General features: G+C 50.2%; 11 protein-coding genes. All 11 read left to right on the forward strand.

Annotated features, from left to right (window positions below; all coding sequences use genetic code 11):
• Positions 1–19 precede the first annotated feature (19 nt).
• The 11 genes from BLO51_RS03345 to BLO51_RS03395 all read left to right on the forward strand — a co-directional run bounded on the left by BLO51_RS03345 (position 20) and on the right by BLO51_RS03395 (position 14565).
• Positions 20–607, forward strand: coding sequence for a DUF1349 domain-containing protein (locus tag BLO51_RS03345; RefSeq protein WP_090666832.1), 588 nt, complete (start codon positions 20–22; stop codon positions 605–607).
• 26 nt (positions 608–633) lie between these two features.
• Positions 634–1038 carry a GNAT family N-acetyltransferase gene (locus tag BLO51_RS03350; RefSeq protein WP_090666834.1) on the forward strand — a complete coding sequence of 135 codons (405 nt, stop codon included), beginning with the start codon at positions 634–636 and terminating at the stop codon, positions 1036–1038.
• Between the two features lie 170 nt (positions 1039–1208).
• Positions 1209–2438, forward strand: a complete 1230-nt coding sequence (locus BLO51_RS03355; RefSeq protein WP_245719507.1) for an MFS transporter — start codon at positions 1209–1211, stop codon at positions 2436–2438.
• 87 nt (positions 2439–2525) lie between these two features.
• A complete protein-coding gene (locus BLO51_RS03360; protein ID WP_090666836.1) occupies positions 2526–3572 on the forward strand; it encodes a serine hydrolase domain-containing protein in 1047 nt (348 codons plus the stop codon).
• Positions 3573–3817: 245 nt separating this feature from the next.
• Positions 3818–5932, forward strand: coding sequence for a hypothetical protein (locus tag BLO51_RS03365; RefSeq protein ID WP_090666838.1), 2115 nt, complete (start codon positions 3818–3820; stop codon positions 5930–5932).
• A 195-nt stretch (positions 5933–6127) separates the two neighbouring features.
• Positions 6128–7156 (forward strand): zinc-dependent alcohol dehydrogenase, encoded by a 1029-nt coding sequence (locus tag BLO51_RS03370; RefSeq protein ID WP_090666840.1) that lies wholly within the window; start codon positions 6128–6130, stop codon positions 7154–7156.
• A gap of 15 nt (positions 7157–7171) precedes the next feature.
• Positions 7172–8131: an ABC transporter permease gene (locus tag BLO51_RS03375; RefSeq protein ID WP_090666842.1), complete on the forward strand. Its 960-nt coding sequence runs from the start codon at positions 7172–7174 to the stop codon at positions 8129–8131.
• 13 nt (positions 8132–8144) lie between these two features.
• A complete protein-coding gene (locus tag BLO51_RS03380; protein ID WP_090666843.1) occupies positions 8145–9032 on the forward strand; it encodes a carbohydrate ABC transporter permease in 888 nt (295 codons plus the stop codon).
• A gap of 28 nt (positions 9033–9060) precedes the next feature.
• The gene (locus BLO51_RS03385) at positions 9061–10626 is read left to right on the forward strand and encodes an extracellular solute-binding protein (protein ID WP_090666844.1); all 1566 of its coding nucleotides are present in this window, start codon (positions 9061–9063) and stop codon (positions 10624–10626) included.
• Positions 10627–10653: 27 nt separating this feature from the next.
• Positions 10654–13023 carry a hypothetical protein gene (locus tag BLO51_RS03390; protein WP_090666846.1) on the forward strand — a complete coding sequence of 790 codons (2370 nt, stop codon included), beginning with the start codon at positions 10654–10656 and terminating at the stop codon, positions 13021–13023.
• 165 nt (positions 13024–13188) lie between these two features.
• Positions 13189–14565, forward strand: a complete 1377-nt coding sequence (locus tag BLO51_RS03395; protein WP_090666848.1) for an extracellular solute-binding protein — start codon at positions 13189–13191, stop codon at positions 14563–14565.
• The last annotated feature ends 70 nt before the right edge of the window (positions 14566–14635 follow it).

Raw genomic sequence — 14635 nt, forward strand, 5'->3', positions numbered from 1 at the left:
AGTTCAGGAGGGACGTCTAATGAGATACGATGCGAACAATTTATTTTGGATAAATGAACCCGTGAGGTATTCTATTCAGGAAGATGAGGTTGTTATTACAACTGACCCTGGCACGGACTTCTGGCAGCGTACATACTACGGTTTTAGAAACGATAATGCGCCAGCCTTGTTATTCAAGATCAATGAACCATACTTTTCTTTTGTAGTCAGAACAGAGTTTGATAGCAAACATCGTTTTGATCAATGCGGTGTCATTATTTACCAGAATAGTGATAATTGGTTCAAGGCTTCAATTGAGTATGAAAATGAAGAGTATCAACGATTAGGAAGCGTTGTTACAAACCATGGATTTTCAGATTGGGCGACTACAGATATTGATTCTAATTTTAAAAGTATGTTTTACAGAATTAGCCGTCGTGAGAGTGATTTCTGCATCGAGAATTCGTATGATGGCATCGAATATAAACAAATGCGCATTTTTCATTTGTTTGAAGGTAAAGGGGAAATTCAACTGGGAATCTATGCATGTAGTCCTGAAAATTCCTCATTTAAATCTGTTTTTAGCGAGATGAAGATAACGGAATGCCAATGGAAAGCACATGAATAATCCACACATGTATTGGAGGCAAAAGCATGAACACGATTCATTTTACAATAGAACCCCCTACAGATTTTGCGCAATTACTTTCCCTTTATGAATCATTAGGATGGAATTCACTTAACTTATCCGTTGATGAGTTAAAAAAAATGTGCAATCAAAGTTGGTATGCAATTTATGCTTTTGACGATCAAAAATTGGTGGGGATGGGACGTATTATTTCAGATGGAGTGATTACTGGGATTATATGTGGACTGTGCGTACTGCCGAGTTATCAGTCCAAAGGGATTGGCAAAGAAATGGTGAATCGAATGATTGACCATTGTGAGCGCAATCGCGTCATTCCCCAGCTTATGTGTACAGAAAGCTTGGAATCCTACTACGAGTCCTTTGGATTCAAGAAATTTACTGTTGGAATGACAAGAAAGATCATGCGATAAGGTGCAGTCCTTGTGAAAAATATAACTTGACATATTCGTGTTTTCGGGGATATTATAGACTCATAATATCCTTGATTCCCGAAAATGTGTTGAGCTCACACTTCATATTTTTTTGAATATTTAAAGGATATAAACACTCTTTAATATCTTTTTATAAGAGAGTACACTTATTGAATGGATTAGATAAGATCATTATTGTGGAGTGGAGTGATAATATGAAGGAGTTATCTGTAAGAGAACCTCGTTATTCTTTGATAACGTTGATCTTGTTTTTTTCGGGATTAACCATTATGTCCAGCTTCTATGCCACGATCCCCTTAATCTCCGTCTTTTCAAAGGAGTTTTCGGTTCCTGAAGGGCAGGCTGTATGGACGAGCAGTTTGTTTACGCTTAGTTTCGCTATTGGCTGCTTAGTGTTTGGGCCATTATCAGATCGTATTGGCCGAAAAAAAGTCATGCTTGGGGGATTAGTTGCGTTAACAATTGTTACTATTATTTTAGGGTTTCAAAGTAATTTGTACTCCATTATTGTATTAAGAGGAATACAAGGCTTGACTGCGGCTACCTTCTCTCCCATAGTGCTTCCCTATGTGATGGAATTGTTCCCGCAAAATAAAAGAGTATTCGCCCTTAGCTGTATGAGCGCAGGTTTTCTTATGGCAGGAATTGTCGGACAGGTGTTCAGCAGCTTTATAAGTTCTCAGCTAGGCTGGCAATATGTATTCCTTATTTTGGCGGCGATCTATGTTATATTAACACTTCTCATGATATTTTTTATACCCAACCTCCCGGCGAATGGGGTTCGTATTGGGGAAACATTTAAACTAATAGGAAAGACACTAGGACAAAAGTCACTATGGTTTGCATTTGCTATCGCACTAGTCATGCTGCTTTCCTTTGTAGGCATGTACACGGCATTGGGGAAATTTTTAAGCAGCCCTCTTTTCGGGTTCTCGAATGAACAGATATTATATGTGCGATCCGTAGGGGCCATAGGAATGGCATTGTCTTTATTTGCGAGTACTCTGGTTAAGAAATTTAGCGTGATACCGGTACTCAGAAGCGCAATAATCTTATCTGCTGCCTCATTGATCCTCTTAGGATTTGGCGCAAACATGGTGTTTATGATTGTCATAAGCGTAGTGTTTGTATCCGGAATTGCGGTTGCTATCCCTTCGTTGGTTTCACTGGTCGGTGAACTTGGGGGAGCTGCAAGAGGTGCAGCGATTTCCATCTATACGGTTGTTGTGAATTTAGGCGCTACCATCGGACCTATCCTAGTCGTTCAGTTGCTCGGGACCGGCAATTATGTCCTTACTTTTTCCAGCTTGGCGGGCTGCTTGCTGTTGGGATTGCTGGCAACAATTTTTGTAAAACGTTACATCCCAGCGAGAAACTGAACTGCTTATCCAACTCAATCCGATAGTCTATCGAAAGTGGAAAAGTATTACCCTTTTGGGTTATAATTAGCCAAGGGGTGGATTTTAATGAATACTACGTATAATGAAAAGACACACACGTCGATTAAACAATTATTTAACAAGCTTTCACCAAAAGGTCCCGGTTGTGCGTATATTGCCAGTTTCGATAGCGGAGTAACTTATAAAGGCGCAGTTGGCTTGGCTTCAATAGAGGAAAGCCTGCCGATCACCACCACAACAATTTTTAATATTGCTTCAGTCTCCAAACAATTCACGGCATTTTCCATTTTACTCTTAGAGCAAGAAGGAAAATTGAGTCTGGATGATTCCATTTTAAAGTTTGTGCCTTCCTTAGGGGCATATGCTGAGCCTGTAACGTTGAGACATCTCATTCATCACACTAGTGGATTAGTTGATTATATGGAATTGGCTGAAGCGGCGAATATTAAAGATACGGATAAATTAACTGCGGAAGAATCGCTGGAACACCTTATTAACCATCAAGCAGCAAGTTTTCCGGTCGGAACAAAATTTGAGTATAGCAATACAGGCTATTTTTTATTATCGCAAGTCATAGAGAAAGCAAGCGGCAAGTCTCACCGTGAGTTTGCGAAGGAGCGTATTTTTGAACCTTTACATATGAACGACACAACAATTGTCGATTGCTATCCAACTACGATGTCCATTGCTAGCGGCTATTTGAAGAATGAGCAAGGTGCATATGAAATCTATGAAAGCCCTTGGGAACATACAGGGGATGGGGCAGTTCATACAACGGTTGAAGACTTGGTAAAATGGGGAGAAAATTTGACTACAGGTACCGTTGGCGGAAAAGAGCTTGTTCAAAGAATGAGCGAAACAGGTCCCAAAATTTCTCCAACAGGAGAGACGATTATAGACAATGAAGATTATGCTTTTGGACTGGAGCATACAGAAGATTTTGGTTGTCGATGCTTGAGACATTCAGGAGGCTGGGCGGGTTATAGGTCATACTTCATGCGGTTCCCGGAAGATCGTTTGTCTGTTGCAGTACTCAGTAACTGTGACGAATTTGATCCTGACGAGTATGCTCATAAAATAGCGAAAATTGTTTTAGAAAAAACGGAAGAATAGACAAGAGACTTCACTTCCTTGGTTGTTTTCGGGCTTGATCGCTTGAAAACTTCTCCAAGTCGGGGTGAAGTCCTTTTTTATGCAGCAAAATGCTCGTTTAAAAAAATGATTGACAACGATTAGAAATTCATGAATGATGGACATAGAAAATAAACCTGAAACAAACTAGCTAACGTGAAACCTTGGGTATTATTCCATGATTTTAAATCAGTATAAAACCAGATGAGCAATCGGAGGGCAATGCGATGATCCAACTATCAAACCTGGAAGAGCTGCTTGCGTATAGACCCTCTTCTAAGGATGACGGACAACTTGTTTATGTAAGCGGATACCATCAAGAGGGGGACGGGGGCGGCAAGCTTGTCCGCTGGATCGCTTGCAGCGCCAAAGACGACAACGGCGGGACGGTTCATGATCCTGGTCTCGGCGGCAGCGGCCGCTGGGAAACTGTACATAACGGAGAGGGAGATTTTCGGTGGTTCGGTATATTCGGCCCGGTCCAACATGCGGATGACGCGTTGGACGCGATGGTGAACGATTCTTCGATTCACCGGATCGAGGCGCATACGGATCTTAACTTTATCCGGCGTCATACCTACGACCGCAGCCATATCGAGCTTAATTTTTACGGACATACCGTCACTACCGAGGGCATCGAGTTAAATACGAAAAGCAATCCGTTTGGGGCGGTTATTTTTTTCCAAGGAAAGGCCACCGGCGTAACGCAAACCGTTACGCTATCTGCGGAGCTCCCGGAGCAGACCGATGTGCTGGAGGTGTTCGAATCGTCGGCCTTCGAGGTAGGGGATTGGTGGATCGCCAGGGTGAACAATAATCCGGAAGGCCGTGCGCAGCGCGAGTTGGATTATTTGCTTCAGATCACCGAAATTATTGACCGTACCCATGTTCGAGTGAACTACAAGCTCGGATGGGCGCTGGCTCCGGGGAGGGAGATCACTTATACGAAGATGAATCCTGTCTTCCGCAGCCATGTGCGCAATATGAACTTTATCGGCGTACCGGTGCCGGAGAATGGATCTACCACCGAGCAGCCATTCGATCACTGGGATAGGCTCGGCTCCCATCCGATTGCCTACGAATTCGCCGTCGAGTGCAACGTCGCCGATGTCAAGGCGGCGAAGGTGTTTTGGCCCGTCATTGAACGGCGATACTGTACCCACTACGTAACGGAGCGCTGCAGGTTAATCAACCCTGAGGAAGTGATCTGGGGCGGCACCGGTTACCTGACGCAGCAGCTAAACGTTCTGTACGGACATGTCCGCGATTGCCATACGAGCAACGCGCGTCACTTGAACGATTTCACATGCGCCGCTTACTGCATGGTGGAGAACTGCCATGGCGATGGCGACGAGCACGGTTCGTTCGTTACCCATGGCCAATATGAGCATGATCTCACGTATATCGGCAACTCGGGGCTGCTTTCTTTTGCCAACAGCGGTACGACGTGGGGAGATAGCGCCAAACGGATTACGGTCAAAAAACACGTCGGCTCGCGAGTGGTTGCGCATAAGCGAATTACCGATTTGACGCTGGAGGATGTTCATGCGGTCTGGAAAGAAGGGCTGGTCGATTCCGGCACGATTTGGGCTAACGCGGACGGCTTGCAAATGAGGGGCTGCACCGCCGACACGATGCTTACGCTCTCGCAGAGCTCATCCCGCTCGAAGCGGGGCAATCTCGCGGACGGCTGCTCCTTTGGGATGACCAAGGATGCCGAAATAGCCCGGCGTCCCGGCGTCCCCCATGCAGGCTTTCGTCCGGTCATATCGGATTTTGTCATGCAAAATTGCAAAGTTCACAACGTGGACAATAACGTGATCGGAAGCATAAACCGTCTTGTGTTGATAAACACATGGTTTATAGGCGCTTCTCCGGAAGCAAGCCCGGTTCGTGTCGGGTGTGCCGAGGTCATCGTTCAGGGCGGCGGCTCCGTGAATAGCGGCATGGAGCTGACGGGCGTATTTGATCCTGCCGTGACGGGTACGCCGGACCAGTCCATTACGGTAGACAGCGGCACGTCGTTCCGTGGAACGAATGCGGGAAAGGCGTTTTTGAAGAGCAGCAATACAGAAGGAATCGTGACATGGGTCTTCGGCGATTGCAAGAGCTCGGCGCCGGATGCCGAGACGGCCCACTTTAGCATCCAAGGCGGCTGCAACAAATTAAGAGCGGTCGGCTCCCGGTTTTCGGGCGGCCGGTATGAAGTTGCGGCCGGATCGTTTGGCAGCGGCTCGTATTTGCTCATGACGGCCTGCATCGAGGAAGGCGTGAACCGCTCCTCTCTTCCGATGGAAAGCGATGTAGTGAAACACGAGGTGGGAATCATGATCCTATCCTAATCATTACGGGAGCCTGTCTTTCGGAAGACAGGCTTTCTTGAGAAGAAAGCGTAAGCGATTACAAAAATGATTGACAATATTAGAATTTGCTATTTATAATGAAGAAAACAAACTAGAAACAAATTAGTGGAATAATTTTGAAGTAATAAATGAAAAGATTTAATCAGAATTAAACCACAGGAAGGGGCCGGTGTTGTGAGAGCGGTAAAAGGTATAAACGGGACAGCGCAAGTATTGGAGCTTCCAAACCCGGAAGCGCTTCCTCAATTCGTCAAAGTGAGAACCGATTATTCCGTCGTGAGCGTAGGGACCGAACTGTTGATGATACGAAGTAACGAGGATGCGAATTTAGGTTATAGCGCTAGCGGCGTTGTCGTGGAAGTGGGGGAGGGAGTGACCCACGTCGTTCCCGGGCAACGGGTTGCGTGTTACGGGGTGCCGGCCCACCGGGAGTTTCTGCTCGTGCCGAAGCATCTGGTAGTGCCGGTGCCGGAAGGCGTCACGCAGCAGGAGGCGGCGTTTGTCGGTATCGGCGCGATTGCGGTTCATGCCCTGCGCCAAGCCGAGCTGAGATTCGGGGAAACGATAATTGTTGTGGGGTTAGGCATTTTAGGGCAGGCGATCGCCCAAATCGCGCATGCCGCGTGCTACAGGGTGATCGGTCTTGAGCTGATGGAGGAGCGGTGCCGCATGCTCGAAGCGATCGGAGCGATCGCCTGCCGCTCTCAAGAAGAGCTGCAAAGGGCCGTTAAATCCGACCCGTCCTGCAATGGCGCGGATGCTGTCATGCTTTGTGCGAGCAGCCGGAAGAACAGTATGGTGGATGATGCGATTAGCTGGCTTCGCGACCGTGGTCGCGTCGTGATTGTCGGGGATACGGGAACGGAATTCGATCGGGATCTGCTGTTTATGAAAGAAGCAAGCATACATATCTCACGCGCAGGCGGCCCAGGCCGCTATGAGGAAACTTACGAGCAGCAAGGGGTCGACTATCCGATCGGCTACGTGCGTTGGACGGAAGGTCGAAATATGGGCGAGTTTTTACGCTTGATAGCTGAGAAGCGGATTGACATGCAATCGCTCATCACCCACGAATGCGCGCTTGACGAATTGCCCGCGATGTACCGGAGCTGCTTGGAAAATCCGCAGGAATCGATGGGAATTGTCGTTCGCTATGACGGACCCGGCTCCGCTCAAGCAACGGATTCATTGGATAAAGGGTAAAGGAGGCGATGGCATATGCGAGCGGATGCTACCACGATTTCCAGCGAGCCTATCGTAAAAAAACGGAGTAATTCTAGTTTCTGGAAAACTTTTCTCCGCTACAAATGGCTGTATTTGCTTATGGTTCCGGGAATCGTCTATTACCTCGTTTATCATTATGTCCCGATGTTCGGGCTTGTGGTCGCGTTTAAGAAGTACAACCTGATGAAAGGGATGTGGGGAAGCGAGTGGGTTGGCTTCGACAATTTCCGGACGATCTTTACGTCGCCGGAATTTCCTTCCCTGCTGCGAAATACGATCCTGATCAGCGTGTACCGCATTTTGTTCAACATGGTTCCAGATGTGCTGCTGGCTCTTATGCTGAACGAGATTCGCGTCAACTGGTTTAAGCGCATCGTACAGACGATCACGTACGGCCCTCACTTCTTGTCATGGATTATCGTGTACGGCCTTGTGTTTTCGTTTTTTGCGCCCGGCGCGGGGTTGGTGACGACGTTTTTCCGCGATTTGGGCTGGGGCGAGCTGGATGTGCTTGCTAACTCGGAATATTTCCGTTCGCTGCTGGTGTCGACGGATATTTGGAAAAGCACCGGTTTTGGCGCCATCATCTATTTGGCCGCGCTGTCCTCGATCAACCACGAGCTGTACGAAGCGGCCGTCGTCGACGGCGCGGGCCGTTGGCGCCAGTTGTGGCACATTACGCTGCCGGGCATTCGCGAAGTGTTCATTTTGCTGCTGATCCTGCGGATCGGTCATATTATGGATGCCGGCTTCGAGCAGGTCTATATTTTTCTGAACGCCCGCGTGTATGATGTCGGCGACATTCTCGACACATGGATCTTCCGTCGCGGGATCGAACAAATGGAATTTAGCGTGCCGGCGGCTATGGGCGTGTTCAAATCGGTGATCGGTCTGGCGCTTGTGATCGGGGCCAACAAATTGGCCAAAAAAGTCGGTGGTTCCGGTATCTGGTAAAGGAGGCCTCATCATGCCATTCGCGCTCAAGAAAACCAAGTCAGACCGTATCGTAGACGCCGTGATTTTCGCGGTGCTTACCGTATTCTGTTTGGCAACGTTGTTTCCCATCATCTTTGTATTCGTCATGTCAATCACGCCCTATACAGAAGTGCTCAAGAACGGCGGCTTTGTCATTTTTCCGAAAACCGTCACGTTCGAAGCTTTCAAAACGATTTTTTCCAGCAACACCGTTCCGAAAGCGCTTCAAGTGACGGTCTTCATCACGGTCGTCGGCACGGTGTGCAATTTGGCGGTGACGACCATGCTGGCGTATCCGTTGTCCAAGAAGTTTTTGCCGGGGCGGAACGTCGTCCTGTTGGGTGTCGTGTTCACCATGCTGTTCTCCGGCGGCCTGATCCCCACCTATTTGACGGTCAAAGCGACCGGGCTGATGGATACGCTTTGGGCCCTTATCATACCGGGTCTCGTATCATCGTTTAATGTATTAATCATGAAAACCTTCTTCGAAGGGCTGCCGTACGAAATCGAGGAGGCGGCGAAGGTGGACGGCTGTAGTGACATTGGTACGCTGATCCGGATCGTGCTGCCGCTCTCGCTGCCGATTATGGCGACGCTCGGACTGTTTTATGGCGTGAATCACTGGAACGCGTATTTCGGAGGGGTCATGTATCTGAATGACCGCAGTCTTTATCCGCTGCAGGTCGTGCTTCGCAACATGATCGTATCGCCGGCCGTCAGCCAGGAGCTTGCCGTTCCTCAATCGGCGCTGAACGCGATGCCGCCGGAAACGATCAAGATGGCGACCGTCGTGGTGGCAATTGTGCCGGTTCTGATCGTGTACCCGTTCCTGCAAAAATATTTCGTCAAAGGCATGCTGCTGGGTGCTGTGAAAGGATAAGATCCGGAAAAAATAGGGAGGGTTTACTTTGAAAACGTTATCTAAAATGACTGCCGTACTATTGACTTCTTCGCTTGTGCTTGCCGCATGTACGGGCGCAAAAGAAGAGACTGCTTCGTCGGGAAGCACGGGTAAGTTGGACCTGAAATGGATGGTCATCGCGGACGCGAGCACCCAGCTTCCTTCGGCCGACAAAGATTTCGTGAAAAAGGCGATCGAAGAAAAGTTCAACGTTAATCTGAAAATGGTCTATTCGCCGATCGGTCAAGATTACACGAACAAGCTGAATACCATGATCGCATCCGGCGACATTCCAGACGTTTTCTTTGCGGAAGGCATATCGTCCAACAACTATATCCGCGACGGCGTCGCACGCGATTTGACTGGCATCGTTTCACCGGATAAAATGCCGAACTACTTCAAGTATTGGGTGAACGAGGCCAATCTGAAATCGTACCAGGTACAAGGCGCGTTCAAGCGCGCTCCCGTTCCGTACGAAACGAACTACTACCGGACGTTCTATATTCGGAAAGATTGGCTCGATAAGCTGGGCATGAGCATGCCGACGAACTACGATGAGCTGGTCGACGTTATGAAAGCGTTCACATTCAAAGATCCGGACGGCAACGGCAAGAACGATACTTACGGTTTTACAGCGGCGGGCAGCGGCACCAGCGTTCCGATGGACTTCCCGGAATACCTAAAAAACGGGCTGGTCGGCGACACGTACGTAGAAGGCGACCAGTTCGTTGATGTCCGCAGCGACATCCGCATGCAAAACGTGCTTGGCGATATCAAGAAGCTGCTGGATCTGAAAGTCGTCGATCCGGACTGGTTCTTGAATAAATACGGTCAGCATTTTGACAAAGCGGCGCAGGGCAAAGCCGGTATCGTGGTCGGTCAAGGCCGGGATCTCGCCTTCGACAACAATCCTGCCGGCCTCCAAATGAAATCGAAGCAAGCGGGTCAAACGACCGCCAACTGGCAGCCGTTCCATCCTTGGGAAAAAACCGGCACATGGGTCGAAACGATTCCGAACAATCCGTTCCTGATCAGCTCCAAATCTTCCGATGAGAAAGTGCAGCGCTCGGCCGAAATTCTCAACTGGCTCGCCGGCGAAGAAGGCTTTCTCCTGACGCGCTACGGTAAAGAAGGGGTGCACTACAAGCGCAACGCCAACAAGATCGAAATCATTCAGGACGCTTATCAAAAGGACATTACGGACAACAACAACTTTATTGAAGTATACGGCTGGTTCACGCCTCGTAAGCCGGAAGTGTTCGGACTTGACGTCGTCGACCCGAAAGTCACCGAGCGCGACAAAAAAATCGTTGAGAAAATCAACTCGTACAAATTGCTTCCGTCCGTCGGCACCGCTCTCACGGTCAAGGAAGGCATGGACCTGAGCGCCATGCGCAAGCGTATGAACGAGCAGCATGTTCAAATCGTGTTTAAAGAAAAGGATGCTTCCAACTGGCCGCAATACCGCCAAGAAATATTGACGAAATTCGGCGGTAAAGCGATTTTCGACAACTATGCCGAGCTTGCTTCTGCAGCAAAGGGCAAGACGATCAAGTTCAAATCGGAAAACTGATACCCAGCGAAAAGGAGCTGTTGAACGATGTTCTTCTCAGACAACAAGACGGGAAAGCTGAATGCACCGAACGCAACCAGCGAGGAGAATGGAACGATCGGCATGAACGGTAAGGCGAACGAAGCGATCAGCAGACGAAAAGTACTGAAAACCTTAGGAATCGGAGGGGCGATATTGGCCGGCAGCGCCTTCGGCGGTTCGCGGTTTGCCTCGGCAGAAAGTCTGCAATCCAGCGGCAAGGGGGAGCGTCAAGTGATGTGGGTCGCCAGCGTGGAGGAACTGACGTCCCTCCCGCCCGGCCAGCTCAAGGACGGTCTGCATGTGTTCGTTGGCGGCTACTTCATGAGCGGCGACGGGGGAGGCAAGCTTGTTCGCTATATGGCCGGCAGCGCCAAAGCCGATAACGGCGGCACGGTACACAAGCCGGTAAAAGGCCAAGGCTGCTTTGAAGTCGTGCATGACGGGGTAGGGGATTTTCGCTGGTTCGGCATTTTCGATGCGAAGACGAATGCGGACGGGGCGCTGGATGCGTTGGTCAACGATCTGTCGATCCGCCGTGTCGAAGCGTACTCGGATCTGAACTTCGTGAAGCGCCATGTATTTCACCGCAGCGATATCGAGATTGATTTTCAGGGACATACCGTAACGACCGAGGGCATCGAGCTGAACACGGTAGACAATCCGTTCGGCGCCGTTATGTTTTTCCAGGGGATCAAAACCGACATGGTCCACACGGTGACGCTGACCGAAGAGCTGCCGGAGTACTCGGATATTTTCGAGGTTGCCGATTCGTCCATCTTTGTGGTGAACAGCTGGTGGCATGCTCAGATCAAGAACAATCCGGGCGGGAGCGCGCAGCGTGAGCTCGATTACCTGATCCAGGTAACGGAAATTCTTGACGCCACCCATGTCCGGTTCAATTATAAGCTCGGCTGGCCGCTTGCGAAGGGGCGTCAGTTGACCTACCGAAAGATGAACCCGGTTTTTCGCTGCCGCGTGCGGAATATGAGCTTTACCGGCATACCGGTGCCGCCTAACGGCACAAGCTCCAGACCGTTCCCGACCTGGGACCAGATCGGATCGAATCCGGTTGCGTACGAATTCGCGGTCGAATGCGATGCATCGGGCATCAAGGCGACCAAAGTGTTCTGGCCGGTCGTCATGCGGAGATACAACACTCATTATGTAACGGAACGCTGCCAGCTGATGAACCCGGAAGAACGCGACTGGGGCGGCACCGGCTACTTGACGCAGCAGATCAACGTGCTGTACGGTCACGTCAAGGATTGCAATACGAGCAATGCCCGTCACTTGAACGACTTTACGTGCGCAGCCTACTGCATGGTCGAGAACTGCCATGGAGACGGCGACGAGTACGGCCCGTTCGTCACGCACGGTCAATTCGAGCACGATCTGACGTATATCGGCAACTCCGGTTTGTTATCGTTCGCGAACAGCGGCTCGACTTGGGGCGACAGCGCCAAGCGGGTGACCGTCAAGAAGCATATCGCTTCGCGGATCGTCGCGCACAAGCGGATCACCGACCTGACGCTTGAAGATTGCCATGCGGTCGTAACGTATACGAAGCCCGGTGTGAAAATGGCGAATTCAGGCTCGTTCTGGGTCAACATGGATGGCCTGCAGATGAGAGGCTGCACAGCGCAAGAGATGATAACGATTTCGAAGGGCTCCTCCCGGGGCAAAAGGAAAAATATGATCGACAGCTGTTCCTTCGGTATGCTGAAGGGATATGAAGTCGCCCGTCCGATCCGCACGGGAACGACCCAAGTCGGCTACACGCCGTGTAATGGGGAATTGACGATTCTCAACAGCGAGTTTTACAACGTCGAGGACGTCAACCTGGGGAGTATCGATAAGCTGACGCTCATCAATACGTGGTTCAAGGGTTTGCCTCAGGCCGGAGGCACGGTCAAGATCGGCTCGCGTGAAATCGTCATGCAGGGGGGCGGGCTTGTAGATTGCTGCTTATTGTTCACCGGCGCATGGGACAAGATTGGCGATGTCAACAATGCGAAGAATAAACCCGACCAGTCGATCACGATCGACGGCGGCGCCGTATTCGGCGGAACGAACGGCGAGAAGGCGTTCCTGAAGAGCGTCGATCCGGCGAACGTCATCACGTGGAGCTTTGGAAACTACAGGAGCGCCGCTGCGGACGCGAACACGGCACATTTCCACATCCAAGGCGGAACGAACAAACTGAAGGCCGTCGGCTCTCATTTCGCGGGCGGCAAGTATGAAGCGGCGGGCGGCGCTTTCGGTAGCGGAGGGTACTTCTTCATGACATCGTGCTTGGAAGAGAAGGTCAACCGGACAGCGCTGCCGGCGGAAAACGATACGGTGAAACACAGCGCCGGTAACTTTTTGATGGCTTAATCTTGACGGGATTCACGGTATAGCGGTAATCGTTATGCCGTGAATCCTTCGTACGTTGACATGGAATAGTGGAACATTGCTATAATAACAACTAGTAGAGCGGATATAGGATTACTCCCTATGTTCTGTTTTTTACTGTGTATCGGATGGAAATGAGGTCTTAGAATGGAAGAAAGGACAAGTCACAAAACGTCCCGCGAGCGGCTGAGTGAACTCGTCAGTACACTGCGGGAAGACATATTGACAGGGAAGCGGCCGGTAGGAGACTATTTGCCCTCGGAAAAATCTTTCGCCGCGCAATTCCAGTTGAGCAATCAATCGGTGCGAAAAGGGCTGGAAGTTCTAGTTTCAGAGGGGCTGATCGAAAAAATACCGCGCGTCGGAACTAAGGTTGTTGGTCCTCAGAACGGAGCCTTCGTCACCGTGAAGCTGGGTTTTCACAGCTCCGTCACCGGAGAAGCGGGTATTCATCAGTTGCTGTCCATCTTTCAGAAGGAAAACCCGCATATTCGGGTACAAGCCGTGCCTACATCCGGCACCAACTATATCAGTGAGTACTTGTCCGGCGGCATCCTCGATGTGGTCATGATGAACTTTATGAATTTTCAGGAATGTGTGGAGAACGGGGCCGAAGGATTGCTGGAACCGATGGAACGCAATCCGGAGTTGTATTCCTTCCTGTCGGACGCGTTTCAAGTGAACGGCCGCCAGCTCGTGCAGCCGTTTATTTTTTCTCCGCTCATTCTTTGCTATAACCGGGAGCATTTTCGAGAGGCCAATTTATCCGAGCCGGACAGCAGCTGGCAGTGGAACGATCTGATCGAATATTCGTCGCGGCTCGCGATTCCGGGCGAACGGTTCGGCTTTCACTGCGACTTGTATTCGTCGAACCGCTGGCCTCTTCTGCTGCTGCAAACCGGAGGGAAGTTCGAACGTTATGAAGGCGGCCGCCTTAAGCTTGCCGGTACGCCGATGATGGACGCGCTCCGCTACTGCGGAGAGATGAAGCATAGTATTCCCTCTTTATCGGAAGGAGTTAGGACCGGCGAATCGGAGCTGCTTCTGGCCAAGGGGAAAGCGTCGATGACCATGACCAGTTATTTTTATTTGAATTATTTGCTGGGCGAGCGGGTATCCTTTGACATTGCGCCCGTACCGCATAGGGGCACACCGATGACGATGCTGTTGAACATTGGGCTTGCGATTAATCGCCAGTCGCACGTCAAGGCTGCCGCCGCAAAGCTGGTGGAATTTTTGACCGGTTACCATGCCCAGCTTTTCGTTCGGCAGAACACGTACAGTCTTCCAGCCAGAAAATCGGCCGCCGAGTGGGTAGGGGAAGAAAAACGGTATCTTCCGTCGAGATTTTCGCTATTTCGTGAAACGATTCCCGGCTTTCGGTATTTTACGGATCTCGCGATCAGCGCAGGGGAGTTGTCCATCATCAACCAGGAACTTAAGCCGTATTGGGCCGGTTTGGAAACCGAGGAGGCACTGTGCTCCCTAATCGAAGACCGCCTGGAGGTCGGGTCCTTGTCGTGAGTGGGGGTTGTCCGCAATCCGGGCATTCACGCAACAACAAAAACGGAGTCACGCAGGTTTGCGGACTCCG

Origin of the sequence: Paenibacillus tianmuensis (assembly GCF_900100345.1) — a bacterium.
GTDB lineage: Bacteria > Bacillota > Bacilli > Paenibacillales > NBRC-103111 > Paenibacillus_G > Paenibacillus_G tianmuensis.

Bases quoted from the DNA above. Each gene is read 5' to 3' on its own strand.
- BLO51_RS03360 (WP_090666836.1), top strand. From the start codon at position 2,526: ATGAATACTACGTATAATGAAAAGACACACACGTCGATTAAACAATTA.
- BLO51_RS03350 (WP_090666834.1), top strand. From the start codon at position 634: ATGAACACGATTCATTTTACAATAGAACCCCCTACAGATTTTGCGCAA.
- BLO51_RS03395 (WP_090666848.1), top strand. From the start codon at position 13,189: ATGGAAGAAAGGACAAGTCACAAAACGTCCCGCGAGCGGCTGAGTGAA.
- BLO51_RS03380 (WP_090666843.1), top strand. From the start codon at position 8,145: ATGCCATTCGCGCTCAAGAAAACCAAGTCAGACCGTATCGTAGACGCC.
- BLO51_RS03365 (WP_090666838.1), top strand. From the start codon at position 3,818: ATGATCCAACTATCAAACCTGGAAGAGCTGCTTGCGTATAGACCCTCT.
- BLO51_RS03345 (WP_090666832.1), top strand. From the start codon at position 20: ATGAGATACGATGCGAACAATTTATTTTGGATAAATGAACCCGTGAGG.
- BLO51_RS03375 (WP_090666842.1), top strand. From the start codon at position 7,172: ATGCGAGCGGATGCTACCACGATTTCCAGCGAGCCTATCGTAAAAAAA.
- BLO51_RS03390 (WP_090666846.1), top strand. From the start codon at position 10,654: ATGTTCTTCTCAGACAACAAGACGGGAAAGCTGAATGCACCGAACGCA.